Origin of the sequence: Chryseobacterium lathyri, assembly GCF_019970085.1 — a bacterium.
Classification (GTDB): domain Bacteria; phylum Bacteroidota; class Bacteroidia; order Flavobacteriales; family Weeksellaceae; genus Chryseobacterium; species Chryseobacterium lathyri.
Map to the genome: position 1 here is coordinate 884,047 of NZ_JAHXYG010000001.1, position 14,744 is coordinate 898,790.

Sequence of the window (14,744 nt, forward strand, 5' to 3'; positions counted from 1 at the left end):
TTTATTTTTTTTCAGAAAGAAGTTTTTCAATTTGTTTCTCTAGTTTTTCGACTTTTTCAGATTGTATGTTTAGAACCTTATTTTCTTCCTTAAGTAACCTAATTTGTTCTGATTGAGCTTTTATTTGCTTATTTTGCTCTATTGAGTATAGAGTAAGCTCTTCTATTTTTTGCAGCAGCTTAATTTGAAATTCACCCACATTTACGCCTTCCTTTTCCATTACTTTTGCTGAAGCAATTTCGGGAAGATGCCTCTTCTCTTTGATATGTTTTTCTACATCTTCAAGTTTAGGCAGGCTATAGTTTTCTTCAAATACAAAATCTGCTGTTGGTGTAAGAGTTACTTTTACTTCTTTGGCTTCAAATTTACCTTGCAGTGAGGCATTGCCGTTGGAATGTAAAGCCAAAGTCTGTTGCTTGATTCCTGTATTAGATACTAAATTAAAATTAATCTCATTATCTAACAATCGAATATATGAGCCTCCTTTTGAAGGGTTTATTCTTTCCATACTGCCCCCATTCAAAAAATTTTTTATATTATTCCCAATACCCACCCCGGAATAGGTTAATCCTGGTTCAGAAGCCCAAATCATTAAATCAGCAGGAGCATTACCATCATTATCTGCATGCAATAAGATTGTAGAAGTATAATGCTTCCCATAAATAGAAAGTTTCTCTTGAGGTGAACTTGTATTTATACCTATATTACCATCGTCCGCTAAGAATAAAGGCACATCACAAATTCCGCCAGCACAACGGTTGACTGCATCATATCTCATGAATCCCAACCCTTTTGCCCATGTATTTCCTTTCCATATACTCCATTCCTTTACCTGGCCGGATTGTGTATATGAATCATCAATAAACCTCAGGCCGGTCGGGATATAGGTCCCATTACCTCTAATGATAGGAATACTGCTGTTTGCATTAATATCAAGACTAGCTTCAGGAGCATTGGTTCCGATACCAATATAATTATTTGAAGAGGCTTGTATTGCACCAGCAGGAGTGTATAACTGTGCAAATGTGAAAGATGATGCCAATAAGGCCAGTGATAATAATTTAATTTTCATCTGTTTATAGTTGTTTATTTTTTGTTCAATTAAATAAATTAGGTAAGTTTCTCTGCATTACTAAATGTCCTTCATCAATATTTTCCCACGTATTTTGCAGTGGCATTACTAAAAGAATGACGGTTACGCATTGTGGATTCATTAGTCCATCCTTCTGAAAAGGATCGGTGTGACTTTTGTATTGTTGGCCTTAGAGATCAACAATTGCTTCTGTAAACCTGTTCAAAGGAGTAGCACTTGAGCTATCTGTATTCCGGTTCTGTGCAAATTGTGATGAAGCTGAAAAGCTCAGAATAATTAATAAAGATTGTTTCATAATTTTTTTTTCAGTAAAAGTGTTTTTAAAAATGGTTATGTAAAATGTCAGTAGGTGAGTAACTGAAGGCTGTGTTTTTTAAGTAATAAGGTTATGGTTTTTCAGCAAAAATAAAAAATATTTAAATCAAAAACTGACAATAATGATACAAATCATTAAAATGGGAATTATATGATGACAAATTAAAAAAAAGCATAATAATTTTAGTTAAAAACTTTTTTAAATCAAAAAATATTAAGCGGGGAAAATCAAAAAATACCGATTTTGAACTTGTAAATAGTTGTTTATCAGTATTAATTTATTTTTTAAAAATTTAATGCTCCTTAGAAAGAAATTGGATGCTAAAAATATAATAAATCACTCTATGGTCTTTCCTTTTTAGAAAAAAACTTTACCTTTGTCCATATGAACCTGTTAAGATGGATACTTGCATTCTATTTCATGGCATTATCACTGATGCCCTGCGAAGATGTGCACCGTCCTTCAGGGCCTTCAGAAATCAAACTGTCATTCAATATTCAGGAATCCCATTCAAAAGATAAAGGAGATATCTGTTCACCAATGTGTACATGCAGTTGCTGTCAAATGACGGTATCTTCTTTCAAAATGGATCCATTGTTTGAAATTCCGAGTCATGTTCAGGCTTACTTTTCAAAGAAAATTCTTTTCCAGAAAAACAATTTCGCTTACCAGATGTACGACCATATCTGGCAACCCCCTAAGATTTAATTTTTATTGATTATTAGAAAGTTAGGCTTTCTATCTATTGAACTTTGCAATACCATTGCAGAGGTCTCCGTGATATTTTTGCAACGGCATTATCGTCGTATGCAGTTATTACCAATAAAAAATTAAATACAGATCGTGTTAGATAAAATCATAAAATTCAGTATCAAAAACAAGGTGGTAGTGGGTATCATGACCCTGCTTCTCATTATCTGGGGAGTATGGAGTGCTACAAGGCTACCCATAGATGCGGTTCCTGATATTACCAATAATCAGGTGCAGATCATCACAGTATGTCCTACACTTGCAGGACAGGAAGTGGAGCAGCTTGTTACCTTTCCCATAGAGCAGAGTATTGCCAATGTTCCGGATATTCAGGAAACCAGAAGTATTTCAAGATTCGGGCTTTCCGTGATCACTGTGGTATTCAAAGAAAATGTAGACGTTTATTTTGCCAGACAGCTGATCAATGAACAGTTGAAGCTGGCTGTTGAAGAAATCCCCAAAGGAGTGGGAACGCCGGAACTTGCCCCTGTAAGTACAGGTCTTGGGGAAGTGTATCAGTATATTCTCCATCCGAAAAAAGGCAGCGAAAAAAAATATTCTGCCAAAGAGCTTCGCACCATGCAGGACTGGATTGTCAAAAGACAGCTGAACGGAACGCCGGGCGTTGCAGAAATCAACAGCTTCGGAGGAGAATTGAAACAATATGAAGTAGGGGTAAATCCTGACCGCCTTAAAGCAATGGGCGTAAGCATTTCCGATATCTTTACAGCCCTAGAAAAAAACAACCAGAATACCGGTGGGGCTTATATAGACAAAAAACCGAATGCCTATTTCATCCGTGGAATCGGTTTTGTAACCTCATTGGAGGACATTAAAAATATTTCCGTTAAAAATGAAACAGGAAGCGTTCCGATTTTTATAAAAGATGTTGCAGATGTGCGTCTTGGAAGTGCAGTACGTTACGGAGCATTGACCTACAACGGTAAAGTAGATGCGGTAGGCGGTGTTGTCATGATGTTGAAAGGAGCCAACAGTAACGAAGTGGTCAGCCGCATTAAAGCTAAAATTCCGACTATTCAGAAATCACTTCCCGATGATGTGGTGATAGAACCATTCTTAGACAGAACAGATCTTGTAGGAAGAGCCATCAATACCGTAGAAAAAAATCTTATTGAAGGTGCGCTGATCGTTATTTTCGTCCTGGTGGTTTTCCTTGGCAACCTGAGAGCAGGATTGATTGTAGCGTCTGCCATTCCATTATCCCTTCTTTTTGCTTTGGGAATGATGAATGTTTTTGGAGTCAGTGCTAATTTGATGAGCCTCGGGGCCATAGATTTCGGATTGATTGTGGATGGCGCCGTAATCATTGTTGAAGCCACTTTACATCACTTAGGTGTAAGAAAATCGGTACGGAATCTTACCCAAAATGAAATGGACGAGGAAGTTTTCTTTTCCGCATCAAAGATCAGAAGCAGTGCGGCTTTTGGAGAAATTATTATCCTTATCGTTTATATCCCGATCCTTACACTGGCCGGAGTAGAAGGGAAAATGTTTACCCCGATGGCTAAAACAGTAGGATTTGCCATTTTAGGAGCATTAATCCTTTCACTGACCTATATTCCGATGATGAGCGCCCTGTTCTTGTCCAAAAAGATTTCGCACAAAGAAACCTTTTCAGATAAGATGATGAACTTCCTGCAGAAGATCTATCAGCCGATTTTGCAGAAAGCTGTTAAAGTAAAATACATCATTGTTTCGGCCACAGTTTTCATTTTCGTCGTCAGTGCCTTTATTTTCAAAAATATGGGTGGCGAATTTATTCCGCAGCTGCAGGAAGGAGATTATGCATTCCACTGTATCCTGCCGCAGGGAAGTTCACTTAGCCAGAGTATCGAAACCTCCATGCAGGCTTCAAGACTTATCAAACAGTTTGATGAGGTGAAAATGGTTGTGGGAAAAACCGGTTCTGCTGAGGTTCCTACCGATCCTATGCCTCCCGAAGCCTCCGATCTGATTGTCGTTTTAAAACCACAAAAAGAATGGAAATCAAAAAAATCATACACAGAACTTGCTGATGAGATTAGTGAGAAATTAGAAACTATTCCCGGAGTGTTCTTTGAAAAGAACCAGCCGATTCAGATGCGTTTCAATGAGCTGATGACGGGGATCAGACAGGATGTTGCCGTTAAAATTTTCGGTGAAAACCTGGATTCGCTGTCTATTTATGCAGATAAAGTAGGAAAGATCATCCAGACCGTTGACGGTGCGACGACTCCGCAGATTGAAAGAATAAGCGGACTTCCCCAAATCAACGTAGAATACGACAGAACGAGAATGGCCAATTATGGTTTAAATATAGAAGACGTAAACAATGCTGTAAGTACAGCCTTTGCTGGAAAAGCAGCCGGACAGGTTTTTGAAAACGAAAGGCGTTTTGATCTCGTAGTCCGTCTCGACAGCCTTCACAGAACGAATATCGATGATGTGAATAATTTAATGATCTCTACCGGGACAGGAACACAGATTCCGCTTTCCCAGGTGGCCAATGTCAGCTATAAACTGGGTCCTGCACAGATCAGCCGTGAAGAAGGAAAAAGAAGAATTGTGATCGGATTCAATGTTAAAGACCGTGATGTACAAAGTGTGGTGAAAGATATTCAGGCGAAATTAGATAAACAGATCAAGTTACCTTCCGGATATTATTTTACCTATGGCGGACAGTTTGAAAATCTGCAGGAAGCCAGCAAGCGTCTGATGATTGCTGTTCCGGTTTCCCTGTTTCTGATTTTTATGCTGCTCTATTTTACCTTCCACTCGTTTAAGCAGGCTGCCTTAATCTTTACAGCCATTCCGATGAGTGCCATCGGAGGTGTATTTGCCCTTCTTTTAAGAGATATGCCGTTCAGTATCAGCGCCGGAATCGGGTTTATTGCTCTTTTCGGAGTCGCAGTTCTTAACGGAATTGTTTTGATTGGAACTTTTAACCAGCTGGAAAAAGAGGGTGAGACAGATGTATTGAAGAGAGTATATGAAGGAACAAAAACCAGACTAAGACCCGTTCTGATGACCGCAACGGTAGCTTCCTTAGGATTCCTGCCGATGGCAATTTCTACAGGAGCAGGAGCAGAGGTACAGAAACCATTGGCGACTGTAGTCATCGGAGGATTGGTTACCGCTACATTCCTTACCTTATTTGTTCTGCCGATGCTCTATATTATTTTTAATTCAAAGATTCCACGAAAGATGAATAGAATTAAGCCAGTTACAACAGTTATTGTTCTTGGATTTCTGATGTTCGGACAGACATTCAATGCGCAGACCAGACAGATTTCCGTAGATCAGGCAGTAGAAATGGCCGCCGAAAATAATTTGGTTTTAAAATCAAAGGATCTGAATATAAAATCTGCCGAAGCTTTGAAAGGAACGGTAAAAGAACTTCCCAAATTAAACTTTGAAGCTCAGTTGGGGCAGTATAACAGTCCGAAATTCGACCAGTCATTTGCCATTTCGCAGAGTATTCCTTTTCCTACGCTCTTCAAAGCAAGGAGAGAATTGATCACTGAAAATATAAAAACCAGACAGATCGATAAAGAAGTTTCGGCAAACGAACTTACAAAACAGGTAAGAACATATTATTATCAGATCGAATATCTTCAGTACAATAAATTCAAACTGAAAGATCTTGACAGTCTTTATCAGGATTTTATCAGGATCGCGACCGTAAGATTTAAAGCAGGAGATATCAAGAAGATTGAAATTAACACGGCAGAAACCCAAAAAGGAGAAATCAGTCTGTTGCTGAAACAGAATGAAGTGTATTTAAATAATGCCTATAAAAATCTAAAGACATTACTGAATACTTCCGAAAATTTCGAAGTTCCGTTTAAAAGTGATTACGAACCCCTGAAGACAGAAAATATTCTGGACAGTTCATCAGTAGCCAATAATCCTACGGTTAAAGCTTTTTATCATGAAATGGAAATTGCTGAAAAGAATAAAAATGTGGAAAAATCCCAGGGACTTCCTGAATTCAGTCTTGGTCTGACGAGCCAGTCACTGATAGGTTTACACACCAAAAACGGACAGGAGAAATTCTATAATGCCGGAGACCGTTTCAATTCGTTTTCTGTAGGCGTTGCCATTCCATTGACGTTTGGAGCAACAAAAGCTAGAATGCAGTCTCTGGAATACGAAAAATACGCCGCTGAAACCAATGCGAAGATGCAGCAGAAACAACTTTCGACACAGCTTGAAAATGCTTTCGGGCAGTATCAGCAGGATATACAGCAGTATGAATATTATGTAAATCAGGCCATTCCGAACGCTGAAAAAATTGTCAAGGCAGCTCAGTTAGGCTACAAAACAGGAGAAATCTCTTACGTAGAATATCTTTTTGCCCTGCAGACCGCCACCAACATTCAGTTGAAATATTTAGAATCCATTCAGCAGGTCAATCAATCTGTCGTTACCATTAATTCAATCATCAATAAATAACATGAAAATAAAGCACAATATCATATATCTGATCGTCACGGCACTTTTACTTATAAGCTGCGGAAAAAAAGAAACGCCGGCAGAAAACCCCGAAGTAAAGACTGAAAAAGCTGAAGGCGGTCATGAAGAAGCAATGCAGACTATCGCTTCATTAACGGAAGCACAGATCAAATCGGTCGGAATATCTTTAGGTCCCATAGAAATGAAGGAACTTACGTCCACTGTCAAAGCAAACGGACTTCTGAGAGTTCCCAATAATAATAAGGCCACCATCACCTCTCTGTACGGCGGAGTAATCAAAACTCTGAATGTACAGGTAGGAAGCATCGTAAGAAAAGGACAGGTGATTGCAACCATCGCCAATCCTGAATTTATCCAGTTACAGGAAGAATATCTGACGACGAACAGCATAATTACCTATGCAGAACAAGAATACAGAAGACAACGCGAGCTTTTTGACAATGATGCAGGTGCCAAGAAAAACCTGCAGAGTTCAGATGCCGAGCTTAAAACCCTGAGAACGAAAAAAGCTTCCCTTTTGAGACAGCTTCAGATGATGGGAATCAGTCCGGGAAAAGTAAATAATGGGAATATGAGATCCGGATTGGTCATTACCGCACCAATCAGCGGAACCGTCAGCAGTATTTCAGCGCAGATCGGAAGCTATGTAGATGTTTCATCACCTGTGGCAGAGATTATTGATAATAATTCTATCCACCTTGATCTGCAGGTTTTTGAAAAAGATCTTCCTAAAATGAGAGTAGGGCAGATCGTGCATTTCAAGCTGACCAATAATCCTGAAACAGAATATGATGCCATGGTTTACAGTGTAGGATCTTCTTTTGAAAACGAAAGCAAAACGGTCTCAGTACATGGCACAGTGACCGGAAATAAAGCTGGTCTCATTGACGGAATGAATATCACCGGAATTGTCAGCCTTGATAAAAATACAACACCTGCTGTTCCTAATGAAGCCATCGTAGAAGCTGACGGAAAATATTATGTCTTCATCCGTACCGATAAAAAACCAGAGGAACATGAAGAGGAAGAAGGTGGAGACGATCACAAAAATGAAAAAGGAGAAGCTGCCCAATATCAAAAAACCTTGAATTTTGAAAAAGTAGAAGTGATAAAAGGGACATCAGATATGGGTTATACAGCCATTACACCTGTAAAAGGAATTCCTTCTGATGCGAGAATTATAGTGAAAGGAGCTTTTTTCGTTAATGCTAAACTTTCCAATTCCGGCGGGCATGAGCATTAAAATAAGGAAATGCTCATTAATTTATAGGAACAGACCGGAAAAACTACCGATTTTTATGCCTAAATTAGAGGTGTTTACGGTACATTTTCAGAGTCAGAATATAAGAAACATTCTAATACATCTTCAGTTATGCTGCTAAACAAGAAAATATCCATCTGGTATTTCATCCGTGAAATAAAAAACCAGATCCTGTATATGGGAATATTTGCTGTGTCCATAGGATTATTAGACCTTCTCCCGTGGTTCCGGAAAATCTCACTTCCCCTTAATATTCCGGCTCTTTTGGGAACGGCTGTATCATTGCTGCTGGCGTTCCGGACTTCCCAATCCTACGAAAGATGGTGGGAAGCCAGAACAGTCTGGGGCGCGATAGTAAATGATTCAAGAACGCTGATGAGGTTGATCATCCAGTTTTTCCCGGCAGGAGAAGATAAGATCATCAAGGAATTTGCAGAAAGACAGATCATCTGGACTTATGCACTTGGTGAATCTCTGAGAAGACAGCCTTTTTCAGACCGGGTTCAGAATTATCTGGATGACCATCAGATTAAAGCGGCGAATATTCCGAATGCCCTTCTGGATGTACATTCCCAACGGCTCAGAAATATTGCTTCTTCAAAAGTTCTAACGGATTTTCAGCAGATGCAGCTGAATGACATTATCACCAGGCTCTGCGATAGTATGGGAAAATGTGAAAGGCTGAAGAATACAGTTTTTCCAAGGTCTTACAGTATTTTGCTGCATACCCTAATCTATGTTTTTGCAGCCATCCTTCCGTTTGGGCTGGATGATTCTCAGCTGGCTGTTGAAATATTAATAACCTTCCTTATTCCGGTCATGTTTCTTGCGATTGAGAAAACATCTATTATCATGCAGGATCCTTTTGAAAACGGACCTGTAGATACGCCTGTGACCGCATTGGCACAGACCATAGAAATTAATATTAAAGAAATGATAGGAGATCAGAATATTCCTGTTAAAAAAGATAATTCTTTGTATTACGAAATGTGATCCACTAAAATAATCGTACAAATGAAAAAAGATATAGAAACCAAACTCATCGATAAAAATACCAAGCCCACCAGCATGCGGATTCTGGTGTATGATTTTTTGAGTACCCAGGAAGCGGCACTCTCCCTTTCGGAAGTGGAAAATCATTTTGACAATGCAGACAGGACGACGATTTACCGGACACTGAAAACGTTCGAAGAAAAAGGAATTGTCCACAGCATACAGGAAAATACCACTACAAAATACAAATTATGTGATGACGGCTGCGATGAGAAAACCCACAAAGACTGGCATCTGCATTTTTACTGCAAAATATGTAAGCAGACGACCTGTAGGGAAGATATTTCCTTTCCGGAAAATGTTCAGACCAATTTCAGAATCGATGAAATAAGACTTTTTGCCAAAGGAATCTGCGAAAACTGCCTTGAAAGTTTGCAATAGTATTGCACTGAGTATAACCTTAATTTTACATTAAAATAGTATTTATGGAAGAATGTTGTAGCACAAAGCCTAAAAATAAAGAACCTCATACACACAATCATTCCGAAGGAGACGGACATGATCACTCCCATGATACAGGAGATAAAACACCTTTTCAGATGTTTCTTCCTGCCATCATCTCTTTCGTGCTGTTGCTGATAGGAATAGCATTAGACAATTATATAAAAACAGAATGGTTCACGGGCTGGATACGTTTAGTCTGGTATCTGGCAGCCTATGCTCCCGTAGGTCTTCCGGTTTTAAAGGAAGCCTATGAAAGCATCATCAAGGGAGATGTATTCTCTGAATTTTTCCTGATGGGAATCGCTACAGTAGGCGCATTTGTGATCGGGGAATATCCCGAAGGTGTTGCTGTAATGCTTTTCTATTCTGTAGGAGAAGTATTCCAGGGAATGGCCGTTTCAAGAGCCAAAGGAAACATCAAAGCATTGCTGGATCAGCGTCCTGATGAGGTAACGATCATTGAAGCCGGCCAGCCAAGAACCATTAAAGCCAAAGAAACCAAAATAGGAGATATCATCCAGCTGAAGCCTGGAGAAAAACTGGCTCTTGACGGTGAACTGATGACTGAATCCGCTTCATTCAACACCGCAGCGCTCACAGGTGAGAGTAAACCAGACACTAAAACAAAAGGGGAAGCCGTACTGGCCGGGATGATCAATATGAACAGCATTGCTCTCGTAAAAGTGAATACCGCTTACGAAGACAGTAAGCTGAGTAAAATTCTGGAACTGGTTCAAAACGCCACCGCACAGAAAGCTCCGACAGAATTATTCATCAGGAAATTTGCAAAAGTATACACCCCGATTGTCGTATTTCTTGCCATAGGAATCTGTCTTTTGCCTTATTTCTTTGTAAGTGATTACCGGTTCAGAGACTGGCTGTACAGAGCCCTGATCTTCCTGGTGATCTCATGTCCTTGTGCATTGGTGATTTCCATTCCGCTGGGGTATTTCGGAGGAATCGGAGCAGCGAGCAGAAACGGAATCTTATTTAAAGGAAGTAATTTCTTAGACAGTATCGCAGAGATCCAGAATGTGGTGATGGATAAAACCGGAACTATGACGGAAGGTGTATTCAAAGTACAGGAAGTAAGCATTCAGCCTGAATTCAATAAAGAAGAGATCCTAAAATTAGTCAATGCCCTGGAAAGCAAAAGTACACACCCTGTAGCTACAGCAATCCATAATTATGCAGGAGAGATTGATCATTCTCTTCCCCTGGAAAATGTGGAAGAAATTGCAGGACATGGCTTAAAAGTTTCAGTCAATGGAAAAGAATTGTTGGTAGGTAATTTTAAGTTGATGGATAAATTCAATATCAGCTACGATACCAATCACGCCAATATTGTCTACACGCTAATTGCCATAGCTTATGATAAAAAGTTTGCAGGCTACATCACCATTGCAGACAGTATAAAAAGCGATGCCAAAGAAACCGTCGAAAGTCTGCACAGAATGGGCGTAAAAGCCACCATGCTCAGTGGGGATAAAAATACCGTTGTACAATATGTGGCAGACCAACTGGGTATTGACAGTGCTTTTGGAGATCTCTTACCGGAAGACAAAGTCAATAAAGTAAAAGAAATCAAAGCCAAAAATCAAACTGTAGCCTTTGTTGGCGATGGCGTAAATGATGCTCCGGTAGTAGCACTTAGTGACGTAGGAATCGCTATGGGAGGCCTCGGAAGCGATGCCACGATTGAAACCGCAGATGTCGTTATCCAGGATGATAAACCGAGCAAAATCCCAATGGCGATCAATATCGGTAAGCAGACTAAAAAGATCGTTTGGCAGAATATTGTTTTAGCCTTTGCAGTAAAAGCTGTAGTCTTAGCGTTGGGGGCTGGAGGCCTTGCAACGATGTGGGAAGCCGTATTTGCAGATGTGGGAGTAGCGATGCTGGCTATTTTAAATGCGGTGAGGATTCAGAGGATGAAGTTTAATTAGGGAGTAGGGATAAGGGAGTAGATGGTAGGTTGCAGGTAGTAGGTAGCAGGTGCTAAATAAAAGGTTTTAGACTGTAAGATAATTAGCATCCAAATTTTATCGGAGATAAAATCCTAGCGCCTTAAAACAGTCTTTTTGTAATCTCTTTCGCGTCTTTGCGATTAAAAACAATGCATCATCCATTAAAAAAATATGAAACGCCAAACCTTATAGGTTTCCAAAACCTATAAGGTTTTTTATTACAGCAAAAAAATCTGCGAAATCCCATAATCCGCGGGAGGAAAACTATCACAACTACAAGAAACCTTATTTTCCCTAATCCCTAATCCCTAATCCCTAATCCCTAATCCCTAATCCCTAATCCCTAATCCCTAATCTAAAATTAATCAATGACATTCATCATAAATAATCCATAAACCCAATTTGAGTAGTATATTTGTACAACAGAACTGATCATTGAGACTTTTTATTTCCATATTCATCATTTTTACCATTGCATTACGCCCTGTTTTGCCATTGGTGAACTATGCCGTGAACTATGATTATATTGTAAAAAATCTCTGTGAGAACAGAAATATTCCTCAGTCTACGTGTAAAGGGAAGTGCTACGTCAGCAAAGAACTGGCGAAAACAGAAAAGCAGTCCAATAATTCCCAGGTCATCAAAATATCCGTCCTGGATGTTTTTGTTTCCCACGATACCCTTTCATTTTTAGGACAGAAAGAATCTGAGCCTGAAGATGAGGCTATACACTCAGATTATAGTATTGGTCATGCTTCGGAATACTTTTCCAGGATATTCCATCCTCCTTTAGCTTAATTTCAACTATTCTTTTAGTTTTTAATCAAAATATCCTCGGATTTTATTGCCTAATTATGTTTTTTTAAACAATCTGCAGTAGAAACGGGTGGTTAGCTTTGTATTAAAAATTAATTTACACATTCATCATACTATCAATTTCAATTTACCATTAAAATGAAATCAAAAATTATTTTGACTGCACTATTGTCAGTTTCATTATTCGCCTGTGGCCAGGAAACCCCTAAAGTAAAACATAAAAAGAGCACTGCCTCTTCAAAATCGACGGTTAAAAAAGTAAAATTTGCCAATGCGGAAGATCCTATCTGTCACATGAAAACAGAAGATGATATGAAAGATACAGCAGTCTATAAAAATAAAACGTACGGTTTTTGCAGTAGCCTATGTAAAGACGAGTTCAAAAAAAATCCTGAGAAATATGCCCAAAAATAATAAGACCAAAAACGGAGCAAAAAGAAAGGTAATCATTCCGATTGCGATTTTCGCTCTTCTGTTTCTGGGAATAGGTGTAGGAATGGGATATTTCAAGAAGAACCTGTATACCGTAATGAAGGTTCCCGATTTTGAACTCACCGACCAGAATAATAAAAAAATCACCAATAAAGACATGCTGGGAAAAGTATATCTGGTAGAGTTTTTCTTTAGCAGATGTCCTACGATTTGTCCTGTGATGAACCGGAATATGAGATTTATTGAAGATGAGGTAAACAGTCCTGAATTTGGGATTATTTCAATAAGTATAGATCCGGAAAATGATACACCTGCCGCATTGAAAGAACATGCTAAAAGTGTAGGCGCAAAATCTCCGGACTGGCATTTTCTTACCGGAAACAGAGATTATATCGGAAAACTGGCAGACCAGTTCAATATCTATGTGGGAGATAAGGAAGACGACAGCGAAAGCCTTAACCACAGCGGAATGATCGCTTTGGTGGATAAAGAAGGAAATATCCGTTGCAGATACAATAAAGACAATATGCCCATCCTGTATTATTCAGGATTGAATTATGAAGATCCTGAGGGAAAAACTCCAAAACTTAACGGAAAGTATCATCCAGACCGGGAAATATTGATAGAGGATATTAAGAAATTATTGAAATAGATTTGGGAAAGGAAGATGGAAGAATGAAGTTGGAAGTTAATGATGCGGATAATGATGAATGATGGTCTTAATGTAAATGATTAAAAGACCAATGAAATTGAGATCATGGAGTAGAGGAGTCTTAATGCAGAAGATAATGATTAATGGAACTCATGAATGCAGATGATTAAAAAGATAAGATGATGAAGTGTAGATGAAGTATAGTCGTCTTCAGACAGAAATGACTTCCCTTTTCCATCCTCCTGCTTTCCTTCTATAAGTATAAAAATATTGTTAAACCATAAAACAAAACGTTATGAAGATTTTGAAAATAGCAGCTTTAAGTGCCGTATTCGCCGCACAGTTTGCTTTTGCGCAGTTTAAGCAGACACCGCTTCCTTATGCATACAATGCACTGGAAGGTTCGGTAGACGCACAGACAATGGAAATTCACTATTCAAAGCATGCTGCAGGTTATGTTGCCAATCTGAATAAGGCAATTGCGGGAACACCTCAGGAGAAGCAAACCCTCTTCCAGATCCTTTCAGAAGTTTCCAAACTTACGCCGGCAGTAAGAAACAATGCAGGAGGACATTACAACCACGAGCTTTTCTGGACCGTTCTTACACCTGTAAAAGACACCAAGCCTTCTGAAAAGCTGGCTAAAGCGATCACGGAAACTTTCGGAAGCATGGATGCGTTCAAAGAAAAGATCAGCAAAGCAGGTGCAGACCGTTTCGGTTCAGGATGGGCATGGCTTTCTGTGGATAAAAACGGAAAATTATTTGTGTCTTCTACAGCGAATCAGGATAACCCTTTGATGGATGTAGTAGAAGAAAAAGGAACTCCGATTTTAGGAATTGACGTTTGGGAACATGCTTATTACCTGAAATACCAGAACAAAAGAGCAGATTATCTTACTGCCATCTGGAATGTGCTGAACTGGAAAGAGGTAAGCAGAAGATATGATGAAGCCCTAAGCAAGAAATAACAGATGAATTTAATTTGCAGCATATTCCTCACTCTTTATATGGCGTTCAGACCTCTGATCCCATTGGTGGAGTATGCTGTAAATTATGATTATATTTCCACCGTTCTCTGCATCAATAAAAGCAAGCCGGAGCTTCACTGTAACGGTAAATGCTACCTGAGCAAAGAACTCGCAAAAACGAATAATTCAGATTCTTCACCTTTAAACAAAACCAAAAATTCAGGACAGAAAATTCTTGATATCTGTACGCTTCCTGAAATTACAGGAATAAAAAAAGCAGAAAGTTTTCTTTCTCTGAACTTCAATTTTCTCTACGAAACAGCCTATTCTTTTCTGTTTCTCAAACACATATTCAAACCACCGGTTTTTTAAGTTCAATTTTAATCTTTATCAACCACAAAGAACCGAAGATTTTAAAAGCTTAAGCGTTCTTCTATGCAGTTTTTCCATACACTTTAAATAACTAAAGTGTCAAAAAATTTTTGTGCCTTTTGTGGTTAAAAAAAATGAATGT

General features: G+C 38.9%; 13 protein-coding genes. 11 read left to right on the forward strand and 2 right to left on the reverse strand.

The features are described 5' to 3' along the window. Nucleotide 1: 1 nt before the first annotated feature. Together LC418_RS04005 and LC418_RS20880 are read right to left on the reverse strand one after the other, a co-directional pair. Nucleotides 2–1,066: a hypothetical protein gene (locus LC418_RS04005; RefSeq protein ID WP_420837277.1), complete on the reverse strand. Its 1,065-nt coding sequence runs from the start codon at nt 1,064–1,066 to the stop codon at nt 2–4. A gap of 196 nt (nt 1,067–1,262) precedes the next feature. Further along, the gene (locus LC418_RS20880; RefSeq protein WP_262901761.1) at nt 1,263–1,388 is read right to left on the reverse strand and encodes a hypothetical protein; all 126 of its coding nucleotides are present in this window, start codon (nt 1,386–1,388) and stop codon (nt 1,263–1,265) included. Nucleotides 1,389–1,793: 405 nt separating this feature from the next. Here LC418_RS20880 and LC418_RS04010 point away from each other — a divergent pair, with 405 nt between their 5' ends. From LC418_RS04010 to LC418_RS04060, 11 genes are all read left to right on the forward strand, one after another. Beyond that, nucleotides 1,794–2,117 (forward strand): DUF6660 family protein, encoded by a 324-nt coding sequence (locus LC418_RS04010; protein WP_223558197.1) that lies wholly within the window; start codon nt 1,794–1,796, stop codon nt 2,115–2,117. A gap of 135 nt (nt 2,118–2,252) precedes the next feature. Beyond that, entirely contained in the window at nt 2,253–6,614 is a 4,362-nt protein-coding gene (locus LC418_RS04015) for a CusA/CzcA family heavy metal efflux RND transporter (protein ID WP_223558198.1), read from the forward strand. A 1-nt stretch (nt 6,615) separates the two neighbouring features. Beyond that, the gene (locus LC418_RS04020; protein ID WP_223558199.1) at nt 6,616–7,878 is read left to right on the forward strand and encodes an efflux RND transporter periplasmic adaptor subunit; all 1,263 of its coding nucleotides are present in this window, start codon (nt 6,616–6,618) and stop codon (nt 7,876–7,878) included. Nucleotides 7,879–8,007: 129 nt separating this feature from the next. Continuing rightward, nucleotides 8,008–8,889: a bestrophin family protein gene (locus tag LC418_RS04025; protein WP_223558200.1), complete on the forward strand. Its 882-nt coding sequence runs from the start codon at nt 8,008–8,010 to the stop codon at nt 8,887–8,889. 21 nt (nt 8,890–8,910) lie between these two features. Beyond that, nucleotides 8,911–9,330: a Fur family transcriptional regulator gene (locus LC418_RS04030; protein ID WP_047450562.1), complete on the forward strand. Its 420-nt coding sequence runs from the start codon at nt 8,911–8,913 to the stop codon at nt 9,328–9,330. A gap of 356 nt (nt 9,331–9,686) precedes the next feature. Beyond that, the gene (locus tag LC418_RS04035; RefSeq protein WP_420837278.1) at nt 9,687–11,339 is read left to right on the forward strand and encodes a heavy metal translocating P-type ATPase; all 1,653 of its coding nucleotides are present in this window, start codon (nt 9,687–9,689) and stop codon (nt 11,337–11,339) included. A gap of 456 nt (nt 11,340–11,795) precedes the next feature. Next, complete coding sequence (locus LC418_RS04040; protein WP_223558202.1) at nt 11,796–12,158, forward strand: hypothetical protein; 363 nt, start codon at nt 11,796–11,798, stop codon at nt 12,156–12,158. 156 nt (nt 12,159–12,314) lie between these two features. After that, nucleotides 12,315–12,590 carry a YHS domain-containing protein gene (locus LC418_RS04045; RefSeq protein WP_111956984.1) on the forward strand — a complete coding sequence of 92 codons (276 nt, stop codon included), beginning with the start codon at nt 12,315–12,317 and terminating at the stop codon, nt 12,588–12,590. Further along, nucleotides 12,577–13,260, forward strand: a complete 684-nt coding sequence (locus tag LC418_RS04050) for an SCO family protein (RefSeq protein ID WP_111956986.1) — start codon at nt 12,577–12,579, stop codon at nt 13,258–13,260. The genes LC418_RS04045 and LC418_RS04050 overlap by 14 nt, the downstream gene beginning before the upstream one ends. Before the next feature lie 295 nt (nt 13,261–13,555). After that, nucleotides 13,556–14,230, forward strand: coding sequence for a superoxide dismutase (locus tag LC418_RS04055; protein WP_223558203.1), 675 nt, complete (start codon nt 13,556–13,558; stop codon nt 14,228–14,230). Between the two features lie 3 nt (nt 14,231–14,233). Continuing rightward, complete coding sequence (locus LC418_RS04060) at nt 14,234–14,602, forward strand: hypothetical protein (protein ID WP_223558204.1); 369 nt, start codon at nt 14,234–14,236, stop codon at nt 14,600–14,602. Nucleotides 14,603–14,744: the final 142 nt, after the last annotated feature.

Bases quoted from the DNA above. Each gene is read 5' to 3' on its own strand.
- LC418_RS20880 (WP_262901761.1), bottom strand. From the start codon at position 1,388: ATGAAACAATCTTTATTAATTATTCTGAGCTTTTCAGCTTCATCACAA.
- LC418_RS04010 (WP_223558197.1), top strand. From the start codon at position 1,794: ATGAACCTGTTAAGATGGATACTTGCATTCTATTTCATGGCATTATCA.
- LC418_RS04020 (WP_223558199.1), top strand. From the start codon at position 6,616: ATGAAAATAAAGCACAATATCATATATCTGATCGTCACGGCACTTTTA.
- LC418_RS04025 (WP_223558200.1), top strand. From the start codon at position 8,008: ATGCTGCTAAACAAGAAAATATCCATCTGGTATTTCATCCGTGAAATA.
- LC418_RS04030 (WP_047450562.1), top strand. From the start codon at position 8,911: ATGAAAAAAGATATAGAAACCAAACTCATCGATAAAAATACCAAGCCC.
- LC418_RS04035 (WP_420837278.1), top strand. From the start codon at position 9,687: ATGGGAATCGCTACAGTAGGCGCATTTGTGATCGGGGAATATCCCGAA.
- LC418_RS04045 (WP_111956984.1), top strand. From the start codon at position 12,315: ATGAAATCAAAAATTATTTTGACTGCACTATTGTCAGTTTCATTATTC.
- LC418_RS04050 (WP_111956986.1), top strand. From the start codon at position 12,577: ATGCCCAAAAATAATAAGACCAAAAACGGAGCAAAAAGAAAGGTAATC.
- LC418_RS04055 (WP_223558203.1), top strand. From the start codon at position 13,556: ATGAAGATTTTGAAAATAGCAGCTTTAAGTGCCGTATTCGCCGCACAG.
- LC418_RS04060 (WP_223558204.1), top strand. From the start codon at position 14,234: ATGAATTTAATTTGCAGCATATTCCTCACTCTTTATATGGCGTTCAGA.